The sequence below is a fragment of the Anaerotignum propionicum DSM 1682 genome, assembly GCF_001561955.1.
GTDB lineage: Bacteria > Bacillota > Clostridia > Lachnospirales > Anaerotignaceae > Chakrabartyella > Chakrabartyella propionicum.
In genome coordinates this window covers 383789-403893 of the sequence record NZ_CP014223.1, presented here as the reverse complement: position 1 = coordinate 403893, position 20105 = coordinate 383789, and the positions used below count along the sequence as shown (strand labels likewise).

The 20105-nt window shown below is 39.9% G+C and carries 18 protein-coding genes, 1 tRNA gene and 1 pseudogene; 4 read left to right on the top strand and 16 right to left on the bottom strand.

Annotation, left to right across the window (positions count from 1 at the left end):
• Window positions 1-21: 21 nt before the first annotated feature.
• A complete protein-coding gene (locus CPRO_RS15520) occupies window positions 22-915 on the top strand; it encodes a CAP domain-containing protein (protein ID WP_066047206.1) in 894 nt (297 codons plus the stop codon).
• Between the two features lie 264 nt (window positions 916-1179).
• Here the strand turns inward: CPRO_RS15520 and CPRO_RS01870 are convergent, their stop codons facing one another.
• Window positions 1180-1752, bottom strand: a complete 573-nt coding sequence (locus tag CPRO_RS01870; protein ID WP_066047203.1) for an HDIG domain-containing metalloprotein — start codon at window positions 1750-1752, stop codon at window positions 1180-1182.
• A gap of 234 nt (window positions 1753-1986) precedes the next feature.
• On the opposite strand from CPRO_RS01870, the gene CPRO_RS01865 reads away from it, so the two are divergent.
• Window positions 1987-2538 carry a helix-turn-helix domain-containing protein gene (locus CPRO_RS01865; protein ID WP_066047201.1) on the top strand — a complete coding sequence of 184 codons (552 nt, stop codon included), beginning with the start codon at window positions 1987-1989 and terminating at the stop codon, window positions 2536-2538.
• A gap of 160 nt (window positions 2539-2698) precedes the next feature.
• Here CPRO_RS01865 and CPRO_RS15150 read toward each other — a convergent pair whose 3' ends face one another.
• The 7 genes and pseudogenes from CPRO_RS15150 to glmS form a co-directional block, all read right to left on the bottom strand.
• Window positions 2699-2842, bottom strand: coding sequence for a FeoB-associated Cys-rich membrane protein (locus CPRO_RS15150; RefSeq protein WP_143148990.1), 144 nt, complete (start codon window positions 2840-2842; stop codon window positions 2699-2701).
• Between the two features lie 12 nt (window positions 2843-2854).
• Window positions 2855-5091, bottom strand: a pseudogene (gene feoB / locus CPRO_RS01860) (ferrous iron transport protein B).
• A 220-nt stretch (window positions 5092-5311) separates the two neighbouring features.
• Window positions 5312-6037, bottom strand: a complete 726-nt coding sequence (locus tag CPRO_RS01850) for an ATP-binding cassette domain-containing protein (RefSeq protein ID WP_066047192.1) — start codon at window positions 6035-6037, stop codon at window positions 5312-5314.
• Entirely contained in the window at window positions 6025-7518 is a 1494-nt protein-coding gene (locus CPRO_RS01845; protein WP_066047189.1) for a hypothetical protein, read from the bottom strand. The genes CPRO_RS01850 and CPRO_RS01845 overlap by 13 nt, the downstream gene beginning before the upstream one ends.
• 15 nt (window positions 7519-7533) lie before the next feature.
• A complete protein-coding gene (locus CPRO_RS01840) occupies window positions 7534-8385 on the bottom strand; it encodes a hypothetical protein (RefSeq protein ID WP_066047184.1) in 852 nt (283 codons plus the stop codon).
• The gene (locus CPRO_RS01835) at window positions 8382-8768 is read right to left on the bottom strand and encodes a GntR family transcriptional regulator (protein ID WP_066047182.1); all 387 of its coding nucleotides are present in this window, start codon (window positions 8766-8768) and stop codon (window positions 8382-8384) included. The genes CPRO_RS01840 and CPRO_RS01835 overlap by 4 nt, the downstream gene beginning before the upstream one ends.
• A 234-nt stretch (window positions 8769-9002) precedes the next feature.
• Window positions 9003-10826, bottom strand: coding sequence for a glutamine--fructose-6-phosphate transaminase (isomerizing) (gene glmS / locus CPRO_RS01830; RefSeq protein ID WP_066047179.1), 1824 nt, complete (start codon window positions 10824-10826; stop codon window positions 9003-9005).
• A 587-nt stretch (window positions 10827-11413) separates the two neighbouring features.
• On the opposite strand from glmS, the gene CPRO_RS01825 reads away from it, so the two are divergent.
• Together CPRO_RS01825 and CPRO_RS01820 are read left to right on the top strand one after the other, a co-directional pair.
• Entirely contained in the window at window positions 11414-12265 is an 852-nt protein-coding gene (locus tag CPRO_RS01825) for a hypothetical protein (RefSeq protein ID WP_066047176.1), read from the top strand.
• Window positions 12266-12307: 42 nt separating this feature from the next.
• Window positions 12308-12784 carry a GNAT family N-acetyltransferase gene (locus CPRO_RS01820; RefSeq protein ID WP_082754184.1) on the top strand — a complete coding sequence of 159 codons (477 nt, stop codon included), beginning with the start codon at window positions 12308-12310 and terminating at the stop codon, window positions 12782-12784.
• A 114-nt stretch (window positions 12785-12898) separates the two neighbouring features.
• On the opposite strand, the gene CPRO_RS01815 is transcribed toward CPRO_RS01820, so the two are convergent.
• The 8 genes from CPRO_RS01815 to CPRO_RS01780 form a co-directional block, all read right to left on the bottom strand.
• Window positions 12899-14476: an NAD(P)/FAD-dependent oxidoreductase gene (locus CPRO_RS01815; RefSeq protein WP_066047169.1), complete on the bottom strand. Its 1578-nt coding sequence runs from the start codon at window positions 14474-14476 to the stop codon at window positions 12899-12901.
• Entirely contained in the window at window positions 14460-15230 is a 771-nt protein-coding gene (gene truA, locus CPRO_RS01810; RefSeq protein ID WP_330383853.1) for a tRNA pseudouridine(38-40) synthase TruA, read from the bottom strand. Before truA ends, CPRO_RS01815 begins: the two co-directional genes overlap by 17 nt.
• Window positions 15230-16873 carry a putative manganese-dependent inorganic diphosphatase gene (locus tag CPRO_RS01805; protein ID WP_066047163.1) on the bottom strand — a complete coding sequence of 548 codons (1644 nt, stop codon included), beginning with the start codon at window positions 16871-16873 and terminating at the stop codon, window positions 15230-15232. The genes truA and CPRO_RS01805 overlap by 1 nt, the downstream gene beginning before the upstream one ends.
• Window positions 16874-17205: 332 nt before the next feature.
• The gene (locus tag CPRO_RS01800; protein WP_066047160.1) at window positions 17206-17856 is read right to left on the bottom strand and encodes an SdpI family protein; all 651 of its coding nucleotides are present in this window, start codon (window positions 17854-17856) and stop codon (window positions 17206-17208) included.
• Window positions 17849-18124 carry an autorepressor SdpR family transcription factor gene (locus CPRO_RS01795; protein WP_066047156.1) on the bottom strand — a complete coding sequence of 92 codons (276 nt, stop codon included), beginning with the start codon at window positions 18122-18124 and terminating at the stop codon, window positions 17849-17851. Before CPRO_RS01795 ends, CPRO_RS01800 begins: the two co-directional genes overlap by 8 nt.
• Before the next feature lie 316 nt (window positions 18125-18440).
• Window positions 18441-19103: a CatA-like O-acetyltransferase gene (locus CPRO_RS01790; protein WP_066047153.1), complete on the bottom strand. Its 663-nt coding sequence runs from the start codon at window positions 19101-19103 to the stop codon at window positions 18441-18443.
• On the bottom strand, window positions 19100-19684 hold the full coding sequence (locus tag CPRO_RS01785; protein ID WP_066047147.1) for a helix-turn-helix domain-containing protein: 585 nt from the start codon (window positions 19682-19684) through the stop codon (window positions 19100-19102). The genes CPRO_RS01790 and CPRO_RS01785 overlap by 4 nt, the downstream gene beginning before the upstream one ends.
• Before the next feature lie 125 nt (window positions 19685-19809).
• Window positions 19810-19880: transfer RNA gene (locus tag CPRO_RS01780), tRNA-Cys, on the bottom strand.
• Window positions 19881-20105 lie beyond the last annotated feature (225 nt).

Below are 20105 nucleotides of genomic sequence, written 5' to 3'. Positions count from 1 at the left end.
TTGAATAAAGGAGGAACTGAAATGAAAAAATTTAGATTAGCTGCCGCTGTTTCTGTAGCAGTCCTTACCATGTCCGTGCAGGCAATGGCTGCACCTCTTGGATGCAATATACCTTCCGGCTCCAATTGCCCAACACCAAAAGCATTGACAAACGGCACAGTAAAGGGTGCTCAGAACTTGAACAGCACACAAAATAACTGCTTAAACTCCGTTAATTTGGATTCCATTTTAAGCCAGTTAAACTGCAACAACGGATCATCTGTAAAGGGTGCTGCAAACTTAAAAGGTATTGTTATCACAAAAAACGGAATTAACTGCACACCAAACATTAAGTGCACACCCGGTTCCAAGGCTACAGCAGGCACAAAATGTAACACCGGCAACACTTGTACAGGACCCAATTGTACAACCGGCTCCAACAACGGTTCCGGCAACAACGGTTCCGGCAACAATGGTTCCGGCAACAACGGTTCCGGCAACAACGGTTCCAGCAACAACGGTTCCAGCAACAATGGTTCCGGCAACAACAGTTCTACTGATACAACCGCAACTGTATCCGTAAATGCACAGAAAGTAGTTGACCTTGTAAATGCAGAAAGAGCAAAAGCAGGCTTAGGTGCATTGACAATTGATACAAAAGTTACCGCAGCTGCACAAGTTCGTGCAAAAGAAGTTCAGACAAGCTTTTCCCATACAAGACCTGATGGCAGAAGCTGCTTTACAGCCCTTGACGAAGCAAATGCTTCTTACAGAGGTGCCGGCGAAAATATCGCTCTTGGACAAAAAACACCTGAACAGGTTATGAATGACTGGATGAACTCCGAGGGACATAGAGCAAATATTATGAACCCCAACTTTAAGTACATCGGCGTTGGCGTAGATGGCAATGCATGGACACAGTTATTTACTTACTAAGATTAAAAAATGATATGAACTAAAAATAAACAGGTGAATGCTAAAAATGCTATTCCCTATTTAATATGTTTTCATAAGATTTGCCGTAGAATTTAATTCTACGGCAAATCTTTTATGTATTCCATCTAAAACCAACACAATAACCGTATTCCTTTAATGCCCTTTATAAATCGCAAAAATAATTCTTTTCGTACTTTTCTTCTGAGGTCATGATTTCAACATTTTTTTGTTAAATAATGATAAAAACCTCAGAATTACAATTAACTAAAGGGCTCCTTTTAACCCAATTTCCTCTGCCCTTTCTTTCATCCCTTCAATGGTTTCTCGCATGACCTCATCTAAGTCTATCCCCAGCATTTCACAACCCTTGATAATGACTTCTCTATTCACCCCTGCTGCAAAGGACTTGTCCTTAAATTTCTTTTTCACAGACTTTACCTCTAAATCCAACACACTTTTCGATGGTCGCATCAGGCAAAGAGCATTTATCAGCCCCGTCAGCTCGTCAATGGTAAACAATGTCTTTTCCATCTGGCTTTCCGGCTTCACTTCAGTACAAATACCATAACCATGGGTTTTCATGGCACGAATATAAATTTCATCTACTTCCCGTTCACTCATAATTTCTTCAGCTTTGTGACAATGCTCCTCCGGATATTTTTCATAGTCCAAATCATGTAATAATCCCACAACGCCCCATACTTCCTCATCTTCTCCATTGAGACGAGCAAAATGAGCCATTGCTGCCTCTACTGCCAGTGCATGCTTTCGAAGAGCCGGTGTCTTCGTGTATTCACATAATAATTCCCATGCATCTTCTCTTGATAGCTTCTCCATATTAAAAGACCTCCTTTTGATTCATCCTTCTTCCTGGTGCAAGAACAGAGTTTTGACTGGTTCAACAAAGTAAAATAGATAGATATATAAATTACATGCATTCTCTTGCTTTTTGTTTCCATTCTGATTATAATATTATGTATCATATCTTACGTTTGATTGATATATCGAACGAAATTGTTTTTTATATCTTACAATTGTTCATTTTATTTGTCAAGTATAAAAGGAGAATTTATGGAACTGGGCAAAATTATTGCAATCAATCTCAAGGAATTAAGAAACGAACGTAATTTGACACTGGGTCAATTATCAAAAATCTCAGGCATCAGTAAAGCCATGCTTTCAGATATAGAAAAGGGTAGCAGCAATCCTACCATAAACACAATTTGGAAAATTGCCAATGGCTTAAATGTCCCATATACAAAATTGATGGAAGGGGTTGAGAAGGAATCAACTTTTGTCTCAAGAGAGGAGTCTGTAATGCAGATAGGAGAGTCAGAGCATTACAGGGTATATTGCTATTTTAAAAACACTCCTGTGCGGAATTTCGAGCTTTTTTATGTGGAGTTGGATGCACAATCCTCCAATGCTTCCATCGGGCATTCGGAAAAAGCACAAGAATATATTTATATCATTCAGGGTGAACTAACCCTTCATACTGAGGCTGGAGACTATACTTTGGTTGAAGGGGATTCACTGGCTTTCGACTCTTCCATCGGTCACACTTATATCAACCAAAATGATACCATGCTCTCTTTTATTGAAATAAATTTTTACCCCAATTAATAAATACTTTTTTCAAATTCCATCTATAAAAATAGGCTCTGTCCTTTCTGTTTTATCAGAAAGGAAGAGCCTATGAGATAAACTTTACCTAGTATTCTTTCAGTTTTCAATTGCAAATCCGATTTCATTCTAAAAAAAGTAAGTTGTTTTTTGAACTTTCTTACTTTTTCTCTTTTCTTTCTTTTTTACATTGACCGCAGCTTCCCCCGCATCCACAGCAACCGCCGTTTTTTTTCATACGGCGAACAGCCCCTATGAAACCCAAGGCAATCAGTCCTAAAATAATATAATCCAAAATACCCATGTAATCAGCTCCTTATGCAAACAGCTGTAATATTTGATATACACCGAAAGCCACAATCCATGCAATCACACACTGAATCAAAGCAACAACTCCTGCCAAAAAACCTGAATTCAACTCCCTTTTCACCGCTGCTATGGCCGCCACACATGGTGTGTATAAGAGCGTAAAAACCAAAAAGCTAATGGCAGAAATAGGTGTAAATAACATAGACAAGGCATCCTTCAGTTGTGCCACAGTTGTTCCCAACAAAACACTCATAGTACTGATTACCGCTTCCTTCGCAGTGAATCCGGTTATCAATGCCGTTGGAATACGCCAATCCGTAAAACCAAGAGGAACAAATAATGGTGCCAAAATTCGTCCGAACATTGCAAGAAGGCTGTTTGCACTATCTGCTACAATATTCAAGTGACTATCAAAGCTTTGTAAAAACCAAATAATAATTGTAGCTACAAAAATAACAGTAAATGCCTTTTGTAAAAAATCTCTAGCCTTATCCCACATCAACAAAACCACGCTCTTTAATGAAGGGAAACGGTAATTTGGCAATTCCATTACAAAGGGAATGGGGTTACCATGAAAAATGGTTCTACCAAACAAAAGTGCCACAAAAATCCCTATTATAATTCCAAATAGATAGAGACCAAGCATAACCAATGCTCCCTGCTTCGGGAAAAAAGCCGCGGTGAAAACCGCATAAATGGGTATTTTTGCAGAGCAACTCATAAAAGGTGTTAATAGCATGGTCATTTTTCTGTCACGTTCCGAAGAAAGGGTTCTGGTTGCCATAACTGCTGGTACCGTACAGCCAAAGCCAATTAACAGCGGAACAATACTTCGACCGGAAAGACCTATTTTCCGCAGAAGCTTATCCATGACAAAAGCAACTCTGGCCATATATCCCGTATCTTCCAAAATAGAAAGGAAGAAAAACAATACCACAATAATGGGCAAAAAGCTTAAAACACTGCCAACTCCTGCAAAAATACCATCAATAACCAAACTGTGTACCACAGTATTTATGCCATATAAGGTAAGCCCTTGATCTACCCATCCTGTAATCCCATCAATGAGTACTGATAACCCATCGCTTAAGAAAGCACCAATCACATTGAATGTAAGGAAAAAAATCATAAACATAATGCCAACAAATATTGGAATTGAGAAAAATTTATGGGTTAACAGTCCATCAATGCGAACACTGCGAATATGCTCTTTACTCTCCTGACATTTGATTACCGTTGCTTCGCAAACCTTCTCAATAAAGGCATAGCGCATATCAGCTAACGCCGCATTACGATCCAAGGAAAGCTCTGTTTCCATCTCAATAATACTGTGCTCAATCAATTCCAATTCATTTTGGCTGAGCATCAATCTTTTTATTATATCCTCATCATTTTCAATCACCTTTGTGGCGCTAAATCTTAATGGAAGCCCTGCATTTTCAGCATGATCCTCCAGCTGATGACAAACAGAATGGATACACCTGTGCACAGGCCCCTGAGGACAAAAATCCAGCCGTTGTGGTAGTTTCCTTTGCTTGGTTTCCTTCAATGCACTTTGAAGCAGTTCCTCAATCCCTTCATTTTTTGCCGCACTGATGGGGATTACGGGAATGCCCAATTCCTCCGACATCTTTTCAACGTTAATCGTACCGCCGTTATTGCGTACCTCATCCATCATATTTAATGCCAAAACCATAGGAATTCGCATTTCCAACAATTGTAGCGTCAAATATAAATTTCTCTCAATATTGGTAGCGTCTACAATATTAATAATGCCGTCAGGCTTTTCGTTTAAAATAAAATCTCGGCTTACAATCTCTTCGCTGGTATAGGGGCGGATGGAATAAATTCCAGGTAAATCCACCACCTTGCAGTCCTTATGGCCTCTGATTTCACCAATTTTTTGCTCTACCGTCACCCCAGGGAAGTTTCCCACATGCTGATTGGAGCCTGTCAGTTGATTAAACAATGTTGTTTTGCCACAATTTTGATTTCCTGCTAAAGCAAATATCATTTTGCAGCCTCCTCAATCACCTGTATACTTCTGGCGTCCTCCAAACGAATAGTCAGCGTGTACCCTCTCAAACGCAGCTCTATGGGATCGCCCATAGGTGCAACCTTTGTAACCATGATTTTTGTTTTGGGAATCAACCCCATATCTAAAAGGCGATAGCGCAAAACCCCTTCGCCGCCAACCTTCAAAATTACTGCTTCTTTGCCAATGGGCAATTCATCTAACGTCATTATAATCCCTCTATCTAAAGTTAATTCAGTCTAATTCTTGAGAAAGTATAGCATAACCCCCAACCGATGTCAATTTCCCTTGTTTTTTCGGGCTTAATGGGACTTTTTGTTATTTTTTTACCCTAATTTGTTTTTTTAGTCTTCTTCAAAAAAATAAGTCCAAGGGCAATATACCCTTGAACAATTTTTTTGTAACAAATGCTTTTGATTCATAGTACCTCTACTCAATTTTATCTAAATAAGTATAAAAACCATTTTCCTGATATCCAATAATATCCTTCATAAGCTCCTGAATAGTCTTGCCCTCCTGACGAAGGTCATCCATAGTAATATCAACTGCAATTGTATTTTCCTTTAAAATAATCACCCGATCCACAAAATTTTCAATTTCACTTATTTCATGGGTGGTAATAAAAATCGTTTCCTCTCCCGACAGCGTTCCCGATAAGGCCTGCATAAAATCCTGTCGGGTAAACATATCCTTTCCCACAAAGGGTTCATCCATGATGATATAGGGCGTTCTTTTTGCCATACCTGCGGCAATTTCCACCTTGGCCCTCTGCCCCTTTGACATTTTTTTAACGGGTCGTTCCTCTAAATGAAAAAATTCCAAAAGCATGTCAAAGTAAGGCCTGTCAAAGGATAGAAAAAAATCTTGCAAAAAATCACCATACGCCTTGGGCGTCAGGTCGTTAAAATATGTTCCCGCCTCACTGATGTACGAAATTTTCCCTGTCATCTGCTGGGGTGTTTTTTCATCTATTTTAATCTCCAAATTGTTGTCAGGCTTCATCAAACCGGCAATCAGCTTTAAAAGTGTGGTTTTCCCCGCACCATTTGCACCCAAAACCGCTACAATCTGCCCAGTGGGAACACTGAAGGAGACATTTTCCAAAACCCTTTGATAGTTTGCATAGGTAAAATATAAATTCTCTATCTCCACCATGAATTTTCCACCTTTCCGTTTATGGGTAAAACCTCCATAATCTGGCGCTGTCTTTGGGTAATCACTGAATTGCCATAATAATTCTTCATCGCCTCCTCAAGATAAGGAGCACTTTTCGAAATATCATATACAGAAAACATTTTATATATATCTTCATCATAATCCGTTTCCAGCATCCCTCGATAAAGAACTTTTTCTGTATCTCCATTCATTACAGTCAGATACACTTGATATCCGTAATAATAAGGAAGCTTCATTTTTTCATCATTTACCATAGATACATCAAAAATCAGATTATTTCTGCATACAGAAAGTAATCTTCCACCCTCTCCATAGCAATTCATTCGCTTTAAGCCTTTTTCATCAAATTGGTACATCCCGTTTACCACCGTCTCCCAAACCTCAGAATCGTCCTTTTGTTTCACAATTTCATACGTTCTAAAGTAAATGGACGCATCCTGTTCATTCCAAGAAACCACATCTGCCTCAGCTTGGTCTACCTTTCTACCCAGCTCGTTTGTAAGCAAATCCTGTGCCACCAAAGCACCTTCTGTATTATATAATTCAAAAAATAAGCTGTCTTTTTGGGTTCTAAAAATTCCAATCGATTTCTCTCCAACCTTAAACATCCCCAATACATGATTATCCTCATCCAAAGGGAAGGCACAAAGGGCTTTTGCTTCTCCGTATTCCCTTTGGTCATATAGCTCCGCCCTATCAGGTGTTTTAACCATTTCCTCTTTGTTAACACGATATAAGGTAGTTTTTCCCCGGCATTCTTCGTTAGGAATTGCCATACTATAATAGGAATCCCCTAATTTAATACATATTGTATTAATTTGTATGTCATTAAAGGATGAATGGGTGAAGGAAGAATTCGTTTCCGCATAATCCCCCCGGGTATAATAATAAGGCTTATCCTGCAAGGTCATTCCTGTAGGCACCCTCGCCAAATGTCCATTATCCGCATCTAAAAAAGATAAATATACATCAATTTTATCTGCTATAACTGTTTCACCTCCAACAAATTTGGCATTTTGCAAATCATAATCTTCTAATAATTCTTCGTGAAAATTATCCTTATGCTGCATGTTTGCGTCTTTGGAAGGTGCTGAATCGGTGGTAGCGTATACATTTCCGCTGCGGCTAAAATCATAATAATTTTCTTGTTTATAGTAATTATAGCTGTATTTCTTTATGCCTGTGTATCCCTTGCGTTCAGCAAAAATAATACTTTTAATCTGCTCTGTATCAAAGGGATAAAACTTCGTGGTAAGCTCCCCATCCTCTAAACGAAAACTGATTCCTTGGGTGCCATCACCAGCAATCCCTTCTATGGGAAAAAGGTTTAGATATTCTCGTTGTCCCTCCAAATCACTCAAATAAAAAATGCCGTTATCTTGTAATCGATGCATTACACCCAAAAAAACTGAGAAAATCAAAATGCACAAAGCAAACGCCCACATTACTTTATTTTTCATACCCTTCCCCCCTTTTTAAATGTCTTTTCTCCTCTTTAATTTGTTTATGGCAACAATCATTAATACCACTCCGAGAAGCCCTGCCAGTACAAACAGATAAAGACTTTGGGGCATTATGGTTCTCACTGAATAAAATAACTGATTATCGAAAAAGATCCATGCCCGATAAAATGCCACAAAAAACCCCGCTAACACAACCACAAACAGTAACACTCGGGTAAAAACGCTTTCATTATATAACCCTGCAAAAACAATGGCAGTGATAGAGAGAAACATCCCCCCGCTTAATGCCAATACCTGTATCCAAGAAACCGGGAAGCAAGAAGATAAAAATATACTCCTGTGAAATGCCAAAAAAAATCCATTGGAAATAGAGGTATCTATGTCTCTAACGGTTACGCTCTGGGAAATACGCAAAACAGATTGGAATGCTGCTTTCACATACATAGAAGTAATGGGTATGTACAACGCCACCATGGCCACGAGCCACAGGGCAAAATATAAAAATACTACCGCTGATGCTGATAAAAAGAAGGCGTAAAACACCTGGCACCTTTTCATAGGCAACGTCAAGATAGAATACATTCCTTTTCCGTTTGTGTAAAATCCATTCATTTGAATAAAGAGTGTGATAAATAGCGTAACCAAACCCAGAAAAAAAACAATTCCTGTGCCACTATAATCAATCACCATATCAAAGGTGCGAAATTCTTTAGCAATATGCTGATATGTGTTGTTCGGGCTAAGACTGCTGCTAATCAAAAGCAAAAGAGAGGCTATTCCCAAGGAAAAGCTCAGGATATACCGACCACTCTTGCGAAAATACCAATGAAATAAATAATTACTGAGCTTTAATGTATTTTTCATGCCTGCTCCCCCTTTTGCCATTCCTGTTGCAGCAATCCTAATACCTCATCAAGGGATAATTTATTTTCTTTCAACCTTTTTACAAACTCTGCAACCAAATCCCCTGTCATTTCCCGTTGTATCTCCACAAGCATATCCTCGTCAAAATAAAGGATACTGACGGTATTTTTGGGCGTTAGAACCAATCCCGCATCCTCTAAAACACGGAAAGCCTTCTGCGCAGTATTGGGATTGATTTTCAGCTGGGTTGCCAACTCACGCCTGGAAGGCAAAGGGTCTCCCTTCTTTGCTTTTCCCAAAAATATCTGCCGTTTTACAAATTCATTTATTTGCGCATAAACCGGTTCCACCGTATTTAGAACCAGTTCTGTAAAATCTAACATACTACCCCTCCTAAAGTGTACTATATTAATAACACACCTAAGTGTATTATATGACTCATACATATAGCTGTCAATAATAAAATCACCTTTTGTCGAAATATAAAATGAAACCATTCATTGGTCTCTCTATTATAATTTGGGGTAAGGAATCTCTATAAATCATTTGTGCAATAAAAAGGTGCCGACTTTATCGGCACCCTACAAACTTCATGATTCAATGAAGCAATCAACATTTTATTCAACAGTTACTGATTTTGCCAAATTTCTGGGCTTATCTACATCACAGCCTCTTTCCACCGCTGTATAGTAGGCAAACAACTGCATGGGCAAAACATTGTAAGAGCTTGTAAAAATATCTCCTGACTTCGGCAGATAAATCACTTCATCCGCCACTTCTTCCATAGCTAGATTTCCCTCTACAGCAATGGCAATTACTTTAGCGCCCCTTGCCTTTACCTCTTTTGCGTTACTCACCAGTTTTTCAAACAGCCTTTCTTGGGTTGCAATGGCAATCACCAGCGTTCCTTCCTCAATTAAGGAAATGGTACCATGTTTCAACTCACCTGCCGCATAAGCCTCACTGTGGATATAGGAAATTTCTTTCAGTTTCAAAGAGGATTCCATTGCCGCCGCATAATCCAGACCTCGGCCAATGATAAATACGTCCTCACTTTGGGCATATTTTTTCGCAAGCTCAGCCATCTTTGTATCCAACTTTAATACCTCTTCTGTCTTTTGAGGCAATAAGCGTAATTCTTGTAAATACTCATTCAGATGTTCTTCCTCCACAGTCCCCCGTACCTTGGCAAAATACAAGGAAACCAGATATAACAAGGAAAGCTGGGTTGTGTATCCCTTTGTGGTAGCCACTGCAATTTCAGGTCCTGCCCAAGTATAAAGCACATCATCACTTTCTCTTGCAATGGAACTGCCTACCACATTCACAATAGAAAGTACTTTAACCCCCTGTTTTTTCGCTTCCCTTAAAGCTGCCAAAGTATCTGCAGTTTCTCCGGATTGGCTGATGATAATACACAGGTCATTCTGATTCAAAATGGGATTACGATAGCGGAATTCAGAAGCAATATCTACTTCAACAGGAATTCTGCTTACCTCTTCCATAACATATCTACCTACAACACCTGCATGCCACGCACTGCCGCAGGCAACGATGTGGATACGATTAAAATTCTTAATTTCCTCTTCTGTCAAGGAAATATCTTCAAAGCTGATTCTCGTTTCTGTCATTCTGGGGAACACGGTCTTTCTCAACGCTTCAGGCTGTTCCATAATTTCCTTCATCATGAAATAATCGTAACCGCCCTTTTCCGCCGCATCAATGTCCCAAGTCACACGGAATACATCCTTATGAATCTCATTTCCGTCCAAATCGTAAAGGGTTACCCCTTCTTTGGTCAAAAAAACAATTTCATTATCATCCAACAAATAATAGTCTCTGGTATATTCCAACAGTGCGGGAATATCCGAAGCCACATAATTTCCATCACTGCTTAAGCCTGCCAAAAGGGGGCAATCCTTTCTGACTGCAACCAAGCTATCAGGATGGTCAATGCACATAATTGCCAAGGCATATGCGCCACGAACCTTTCTGACTACTTTGCTTAGGGTTTCAACAGGATTTCCCTCATAATAATAATCAAACAACTGGGCAACCACCTCTGTGTCCGTTTCTGACACAAACACATAACCCTTTTCCTGCAAGAAGGCCTTAATTTCCATATAATTTTCAATAATTCCGTTATGAACCACTGAAATTTTTCCGCTTTGGCTATTATGGGGATGGCTGTTGCGGTCACTGGGTGCCCCGTGGGTTGCCCATCTGGTATGACCGATTCCCATATGAGAGGATAAAGTATCCTCTTTGTCAATTTTTTCTGCCAGATTTGCCAATCTGCCTTTTGCCTTAATCGTATATATTCCATCATGATATACAGATATACCTGCTGAATCATAACCACGGTATTCCAACTTGGCAAGGCCATTCAAAAGAACGGGTACCGCCTCGGCGTTCCCGATATATCCAACAATTCCACACATAATTTAAATTTCTCCTTTATTCTTTTATTCGTCCGTTGCCTTTCCCTTTGTCAGGAGAATTTTCTTCTCCTATTTGTAGAAAGACCTGCGTCCCTGAACGAATGGGCGAGAAGCATCCGCCGAAAAATTCGATCACTTCTACCTCGTCAACCGCCCTATCTGCGGTTCTGGCGCTTCAACTGCATAAACCGTCCTTTCCTTCTTTTTCACTGATAGGAAGCCTGGGGTTGCAATCTTTTTCGTCAAAAAGCAACACCGTTTTGATAGTATACCATTTTTTTTTGAATGGGTAAAGAGTTTCCCCCTATCATTATTCTATGACTGAGCAGAAAAGTCTTGCAATAAAAATTTATAAATATGAAAGATTTTTGTTACGTTTCGTTTATAATATTGGATTATACTAGAGTAATACCGTTTCATTCTATATACCCGGCTGTGTTACCGGATTTTCCTTAAACATAACAACAATAAGCGAATACTGGAAGTAATTTCTATTTTTTGCAGGTTGACAGAAAAAATGCATTCAGATTGCGTACAAACATCAACCATGAATAAAGAGATGTGGGATTATCCTTAGGAGGATTAAAATGAAAAAATACATATTATATTTTATTACCGCACTATTTCTATTGGGTACAACGGGTTGCAGTAAAAAAAACAGTGAACCCGATTCAGTGAAGCCCAAAGCGGAGGGCGCATTACCCCAAGATATGGCCACAATGGTAGAACCTATTGACGCACTTATGCGAAATATGCTGGAAAACAACACTGACTATGATGCCACAAATCCTGAATTTTTTTGGAGTGCCCTTTACTATTTCTTAGGTAATTCCGGCGCTGAAAACAGTCTTGTGACAGTGACTGATGATGGAAGGTTAAAGGTACCAAAAAAAGTTGCTCAGGAGTATGCAATTGCCCTTTTCGCAACCTATGATGACTTACTGCCCCTGCCTGAAACCCTTTCCCATTCCATTATCTATGATAAGGATTGGGATGCTTATTTGTTGACACAGGGAGATCGTGGCCTTTCAGAAACAGTGTTATCCAATTATAAGGAAACAGAAAAAGGTTACGTCATTACGGCAAAGCTTGTTTCCACCATGGAGGACAAAGAAGTTTTGGGCAAATGCGAAGTGACAATGCAAAAAAATGCCTTTGCCGATGGCATTGTTGATCCCAGATATTTCTACAGTATAGAGGCTATGACCAAAGAAGAAGGATTTGCTTCACCGACACAAAATGCTTCCTGTGTTTTCAATGGCTTGGCTGACAGTCATACCGTTGAGGTAACCTTGGACGATGGAACCATTCAAGCCTTCCAATTTTATGATGAAACTGTATCAGAAAAGCTTCATACCATGAAAGAAGGAGACGCCTTTTCTTTTATCTATTCTGATGATGATAAAACGGGAACGTTGACCATTCTGGAAATCAAATAAATATGTATAATGAAGTGGCAAACAGAAGAAAAGGAGAAAAAAATGGATTTATCGTTTCGATTTGCAAAAGAAGAAGATACATCGCTGATTTTAGCCTTCATACAAGAATTGGCAAGCTATGAAAAAATGCTGGAGGAAGTCATCGCTACAGAAGAACTTCTCCATGAATGGATTTTCCAACAAAAAAAGGCTGAAGTGCTATTTGCCATAGTGGATGGAAAGGAAATCGGCTTTGCCCTTTTCTTTCACAATTTTTCCACCTTTTTAGGAAGAGCGGGAATTTACCTTGAAGATTTATATGTGAAAGAAGAATGCAGAGGTAAAGGCTATGGAAAAGAAATTTTAAAAGAATTGGCTTGGATTGCCGTAGAACGAAAATGCGGCCGATTGGAATGGTGGTGCTTGGATTGGAATCAGCCCAGCATCGATTTCTATTTATCTTTGGGCGCAGAACCCATGAAGGATTGGACGGTATACCGCCTTGAAGGGGAAACCTTAAAAAATTTAGCCACGGAATAAAATGTTCGTTATTCTGCATCACTCCAACAGATACAAAAAGCGCATGGATAAGTTGATTATCTCATGCGCTTTGTTTTATCTTATGAATACTTCGAAATATATGCTTCTTTATTTTTAGACTAAATTTTTAGAAAATATCTTCTCCGCAGCTAAAATGCCATCCACAGCGGCAGAGATGATGCCCCCCGCATAACCGGCACCCTCCCCCGTGGGATAAAGCCCCTTTGCCCAAGGGCTTGTTCCGTCGTCCCCACGCAGAATCCGAACAGGTGAAGAGCTTCTGCTTTCCACCGCAGTCAATACTGCATCTTCTCTGTCAAATCCCTTTAATCTTTTACCCATTTCAGGGATAGCTTCTTTCATGGCTTCCGTCATAAAGTCGGGGAAAATTTCTGCTAAATTGCATTCCTTTGTATTTGGACGATAGCTGGGAGAAACCGTTGAGCCCTCCTTGGATTTACCAAGAAATGCCCCTACCCGTTGTATAGGTGCAGTATAATTCCCTCCACCCAAAGCGAAGGCTTTTTCCTCCAAATCCCGTTGAAAATACATTCCCCCCAAAGGATGATCGGAGCCAAAATCCTTGGGGAATACCTGCACCAAAAGTGCGGAATTGGCATTTTCTCCGTCTCTGGCATGTTCACTCATGCCGTTAATCGCCAATCTTCCTTCTTCGCTTGCCGCCGCCACCACATATCCACCGGGGCACATACAAAAGGTGTAAACACCTCTGCCTTTTTTCGTGGTATAGGTCAAGCGATAGTCAGCCGGAGGTAGTTCCTTATCCCCTTCCCCATACTGGGCAATATCTATCATCCTTTGGGGATGCTCAATTCTTACGCCCATGGCAAAGGGCTTTTGCTCTAACATGGCACCTTTTTGATATAACATTTCAAAGGTATCCCTTGCACTATGGCCAATGGCCAAAACCACATCGTTGCTCTGAATGGTTTCTCCATCTGAGAGTACAACTCCCTCAACTTGTCCGCCTTCAACCAAAATGTCCGAAACCTTGGCAAAAAAACGAACCTCTCCCCCAAGAGAAAGAATCTTTTCTCGAATCCTCTGTACAACACTTTGCAATAAATCAGTTCCGATATGGGGCTTTGCATCATATAAAATATCCTCCGGTGCTCCTGCCGCCACAAATTCCTCTAAAACCTTACGGCAACGAGGGTCCTTAATGCGAGTGGTCAACTTTCCATCTGAGAAAGTACCCGCACCCCCCTCACCGAACTGTACGTTATTCTCAGAATTAAGCTTCCCTTCTTCCCAAAAAAGAGAAATGGCTTTTTTACGGCTTTCCACATCTCCCCCACGCTCTAAGATAATAGGCTTCAAGCCCATTTCTGCCAAAAGCAAGGCGGCGAACATCCCCCCTGGGCCAAAACCAACCACTACGGGACGATTTATGCATTCAGCCTTTCCTTGAGGAAAAACATAAGATAAATCTGGGGTTACAGATATATTTTTTCCCGTCACCTTGGCGAGTACCTTTTTTTCATTGGCAACCTCCACATCAACAACGAGAACATAATGAATTTGATCCTTTTTTCTGGCATCTAAGGAGCGACGAAAAATCTTAATACTTATTACACCTTCAAAAGGGATGCCCAAAGCTCTTGCAGCTCTTTTTTTCAGCTGCTCCTCACCCCCGTTTACAGGCAGTTTTAAATCAGTAATTCGTATCATATTCCTCCTGCCTCTCTCCATAAAAAACTTCCTTTAAAGCCAACCCCTTTGCAGGGGCGGTGAATCCGGCTTTTTCTCTATCCAACGCCGCAAAAATAGCGGGGATTTCATCGGGCTGTCGTTTCCCCTCTCCTACCTCAATCAGCGTGCCTGTGAGTATTCTTATCATTTGATATAAAAACCCGTTTCCATAATAAGAGATGGTTATTTTATCCTCCGTGCAATGAAAATGAATCTCATATATTTTCCGCACCGTGGATTTTTTCATTCGTTTATTGGCGCAAAAACTCTTAAAATCATGCTCTCCAAGAAACAATTTTGCGGCCTCTTGCATTTTTTCCACATTCAAGGGCTTTTCACACCAAAAAACATACTTTCTTTCAAAAACTGGTGGCCTTTTACTATTCCAAATGGTATACTCATAGGTTTTTGCCTTGGCACTCAAGCGGCTGTGAAACCGTGGAGGCACCTCCTCCAAAGAAAGCACCCCTATGTCCTCAGGAAGCTTTTCATTGATGGCATCCATGAGTCTCTCCTCCGAACCATCCCATTCCATATGAAAATTAGCCACCTGCCCGTAAGCATGGGTTCCGGCATCTGTCCTACCCGAGCCGAAAACCTCAATAGGGCATCCCGCCAAAGCAGAAACGATGCCCTCCAATTTTTCCTGTATGGTGTTGTCTGTGTTGCCTTGTTTCTGCCAACCATTGTATCGCCCGCCATCATAGGCAAGTATCATCTTATAATTTTTCATCATAGCACCTGTTGAATCCCATTTAATATTTTAGGTACAAACTGCTTCTTTCTGGAAACCATGCCGGGGAGGTAAATCCAATTTTCTTCTGCTGTTCCGCAAAATGCTGCATCCACAATATCCTTTGCCTTATCTCCAACGAAAACCAACTCCGAAGACTCCGTCAATATATTGGTTAAAAGGAAAAACAAAACATCACAACTGCCTTTAATCGATTCCATATAGAGGGCTATTTTTGTGCGAAGCTGACTCAGCTCCTCCTGATCCAATGAGGAAATCTGACCAACCCCAAAGGTTAAGCCACTGCCACTGAATTTTTTGAAATCCTGATAAAAAATTTCTTGGGGCGCCTTATCCCCCAAAGAACTGCCTGCCCGAAACATTTTTTCTGCATATTCTTGAATGTCGATTCCTGCAATTTTTGCTACAGCCTCAGCAGCCTCTCTATCCTTTTCCGTGCAAGTGGGAGAGCGAAACATCAGCGTATCGGATAATATAGCGGAGCATAATAAACCTGCAACCTTTGGAGTGATTTCCACGCCGTTTTCCCGATACATTCCATAAATGATGGTAGCGGTGCATCCAACAGGCTGATTGCGGAAATAGACCGGCATCGTGGTTTCCAAACTGCCCAAACGGTGATGGTCTATAATTTCAATAATTTCCGCTTCGTCAATTCCATCTACTGCCTGAGTTTTTTCATTGTGGTCAACCAAGATAATTTTTTTCTTCTCCATATCCAATAAAGAGCGGCGGGAGAGCATTCCACAGTAATTTCCATCCTGATCTAAAACTGGGAAATCTCTATGTCTGATTTTAGATAAAACAGTCTTTATATCAGAAATAAAATCATCCTTATGAAAGGCAATCAGCCCCTCTTTACGCATAAAATAGCCAACCGGGGTGCTTTGGCTCATCAATCTTGCAGTCATATAGGTATCATGGGGGGTGCTGATGATTTTGCAGTTGTTTTCTATTGCCAGCTTTTGAATGGTCTTAGAAATGGGAGCACCCATACAAACAACAATACAGCCCGCCTTCATTTCAATACAGCAAAGCTGACTTTCAAAACGATTCCCCGTGATAACAATATCCCCTTCTTCAATATAGGATTCCAATAAATCAGGATTCGCCGCACCAATCAAAATTTTCCCCTTTGTTACAATATCATCTTCAGCCCCGATAATCATTTTACCATCGATAGTATCCAGAATGTTTGTATACTTGGTGTGCGACATGGCCAAAATATGGGTTTCATAAACATCCATATTGGCTGTGGCAATATCCTTAACGGAGATAATGCCTTCAAGCTTTCCATCCTGCACCACTGGCATGGTGGCATCCCCTAAATCTCGCATGGTGTTCCATGCCTTTTTTAAGGAAAGCTCTCTACTGATAGAAGGGGTTGATTTAATCGTAATATCTCTTACCTGTGTGCCAACGTGACCCAGAAAACCGGGATCCGCCACATCAAAATATTCCAGAACAAATTTTGTTTCATTATTGATTTCCCCTGCTCTTTTTGCCGCAAAATTGCCTTCCTTTAACCTGTTTTTTAACTCTGCATAAGCAATAGCAGAACAAATAGAATCCGTATCAGGGTTCTTATGTCCAATAATATAAACAGTTCTTTCTTTATGCATGTATTTTAACCTCCTAATGAGCCCTCTAACAAAACAATGATAGCCTCTTCCACAAATGGCAATAAGAAATATCCTCATACCATATCATTACCTCAAAAACTTCTTTACCTGTTCAGAGATACTATCTATAACTTCTCTAATCTTTATTGCAGGTTGACCTTATGATCTTATCCTTGCCCGCCAAAGCAACCCAAAAAAACACGTAAAAAATGACGGCAAAAGGCTTTTTGGCTATCGATGAATTCAGTATAGCCGTAAAACCTTGTACCGTCAACATTTTTTGTTTGCATGCTCCCTATTTTGTGCAACCCTCATTAACACCTTTGAATGTGTTATTTCTCTAACACTTTTGTCTCATCCTTATACCAAACAAATGACATTGTCGTTGGGTATAAAACAATGACGCACATTACCAAACCAACTACATAAGGCATTGCAAAGATAGGTACAATAAACGCACACAATGTCATGAGTAATCCACCGAAAAAGAATACTTTGCCACCTAATCTTTGTGTTTTATTCCACACCAATTCACTGCTCAATGCCCAAGGCGTTCTAACACCTGTAAAAAAGTTTGATTTCACTTTGGGCATCATGTTCCCAAGAAAGATAAACAACAGCCCAACACCGCCGCTGACAACTCTGGGTATGGAAATTCTTCCGGGATAAAGACTCTCGGAAAGTGAAATTGCCATGATCGCAGCCATAAATATTACAATCATAAGAACAATATTTTCATAAGCTAAAAAAAACTTTTCATAATTTTTCTTTCTTGGGTCAATTTTGGGCAAAAGGGGCATAAAAATACCCATAATCAAACATAATCCGGCAATGATATATAACTGCCACTTATCACCATAACGTACTCCTCCGCCTGCCTCCCATTGCATAGGTACCAAATCCGGAAGCTTCTGATAAACCAAGCTTACCATTATAATTGGTAATACTGAAAAAATGTATATTGCTATTCTTTTTTTACTCATTTTTATCCCCTCCAGTAAAAGCTGTTATCCAGCTTAAAATCTCTTCAAAAACCGTCATGTTTAACTCATAATAAATATACTTCCCTTTTTTCTCATCCATTATCAAACCTGCATTTTTTAATACAGATAAATGATGAGATATAGTCGCCCCAGTAGCCTCAAAGCGCTCTCCTATTTCCCCTGCAGTTTTCTCTCCCGTTTTTAATAAAAGCAGAATCTCTCGCCGCGTCGGGTCGCCAATGGCTTTTAATGTCTGTTGAAGTCCCATATCATCACCCCATTTCATTTAGATGTTTATCTAAATATAAAATAGCACAAATCCTTGCTTTCGTCAATAACATTTAGATATATGTCTAAATGTACCATGGTCTTATACTGTTCTCATATGATAAACCACATTTTCTCTCCAAAAGTAATATTACACTATAAAAATACCACAGATAATTTCTGTGGTATTTTAGGACCTCACGAAACTTTTGGCATCTCTCTATCCCGTCCAGACATAATCATCAAGAGAGAATTTCATGTGAGCTGGCAGCTGGCGTATAAGCATTAAACTTATCTACAGCTTCATATACCTTCCTTCATAGCCATTCCTCCGGGTGATTCATTGTCCCTTGCAATGATTCAAAGAATAGTTTTAGTTGGTAACCGTCTGCTGTTGCATGATGCACTGTAACCGATAGAGGCATAAATACCTTACCCTCTTCTTCCACAAACTTCCCCGCTTCAAAGCTGGGAAAATAATAGTCCTTTATTCCATGGTTATGGAGAGAAAAGCTTTGGAACGTAAACCATGGGATACAGGAAATAATATAAGCATTGGATAAAGGAATTCCTTTTGAAGACAACACGCCGTGGCTATTACCATGTGCCTTGACATCCCTCTCATAATTCTCATAAAATCCTGAAAAATCCTCCCGAAATTCTGTCCAGAGTAATGATGTTGTTTTGTCATCCTGATGAAACTGAGGATAGGCTGGAGTTAATTGCTTCCACGTACCCAAAACACCATCTCTCATCCCTACTTTTAACTCGTCAATGCCTTGCATTGCTTTGGTTACTAACCACAAATAAGCAGGAAAAAATTTGAACCCACGTTGCTTTAATTTATGTCTCAAAACAGTAACGTCCATTCTTACATCAACAGTATAGCTGGTAGGAGCTATTTGGGTATAATAATAAAATACTTGTGCTCTGGGCCAAGTACCCATATTAATCGGTACGAAACCTTCATCACATATCATACTTTAGTTACCCATAAACCATCTCTGCTGCACCCAAAATAAAGCTCCCCTCTGCGCAGTGTTGGAATACGTACCTCACCACCCTGCTCAGGGTATAGCCTTACAAGAAGAACCTTATCATAAGTTACATATGCAACAAAAGATATAAAATGCTCTTTCTTCATCTCATGGGGAAAGGTAATATAATAGTCATTCTCTATTGCTTCCACATTCAAATAGTGCTCCTCATCTGCGGGCTTAGGAACCAAAGCCGTCATTTTGCGTCCACAGCAGGATATTTCTGCTTCCCCTGTGGCTGTAATCACGTTTCCACAATTAGGACACATATAAAATTTTATCTTTCTCATATTTCCTCCGTCAGTATTGTTGGGCTCCAAATCTCCCAACAGTATCTTTTCAATATTTACATTTAATACCTCTGATAATTCATTGAGCAACGATACGTCAGGGCAACCCAGCCCACGTTCCCATTTCGAAATTGTTTTATCACTTATATTCATGGCATCTGCAAGCTGTTTCTGTGTCATTTTCTTTTCTTTACGCAAATCCAGAATGAGCTTTCCTACCTTATTGCAATCCACTACTGCCACCTCCGTATATGATTATAAATGAATTCTCTTTACAATCCAATCAACGCTCCGTAGAGTTGTAAAATTTGAAATAAAAAAATGACAAGTTCTCTCAAGAAAACTTGCCCTTCCGCTTAAGGCGCCACCCGGATTTGAACCGGGGATAGAGGTGTTGCAGACCTTTGCCTTACCACTTGGCTATGGCGCCCTAAATATAAAATCATTATAGTATTTTCCATTTCAAACGTCAACCCCCTTTTTTGTTACTTTCTGCGCAAAAAACTCAAAATTATTATTCTCAAGGGTATTATTCCCACTCTTTCATGTCATTTTAGCATAAATCCAAGCATTTCACTAAATTCCTGTCTATTAACCCTTTTTTCTGGTTCATAAACTTTTGTTAAGAATACTACATGATCGAAATAATTTAAAA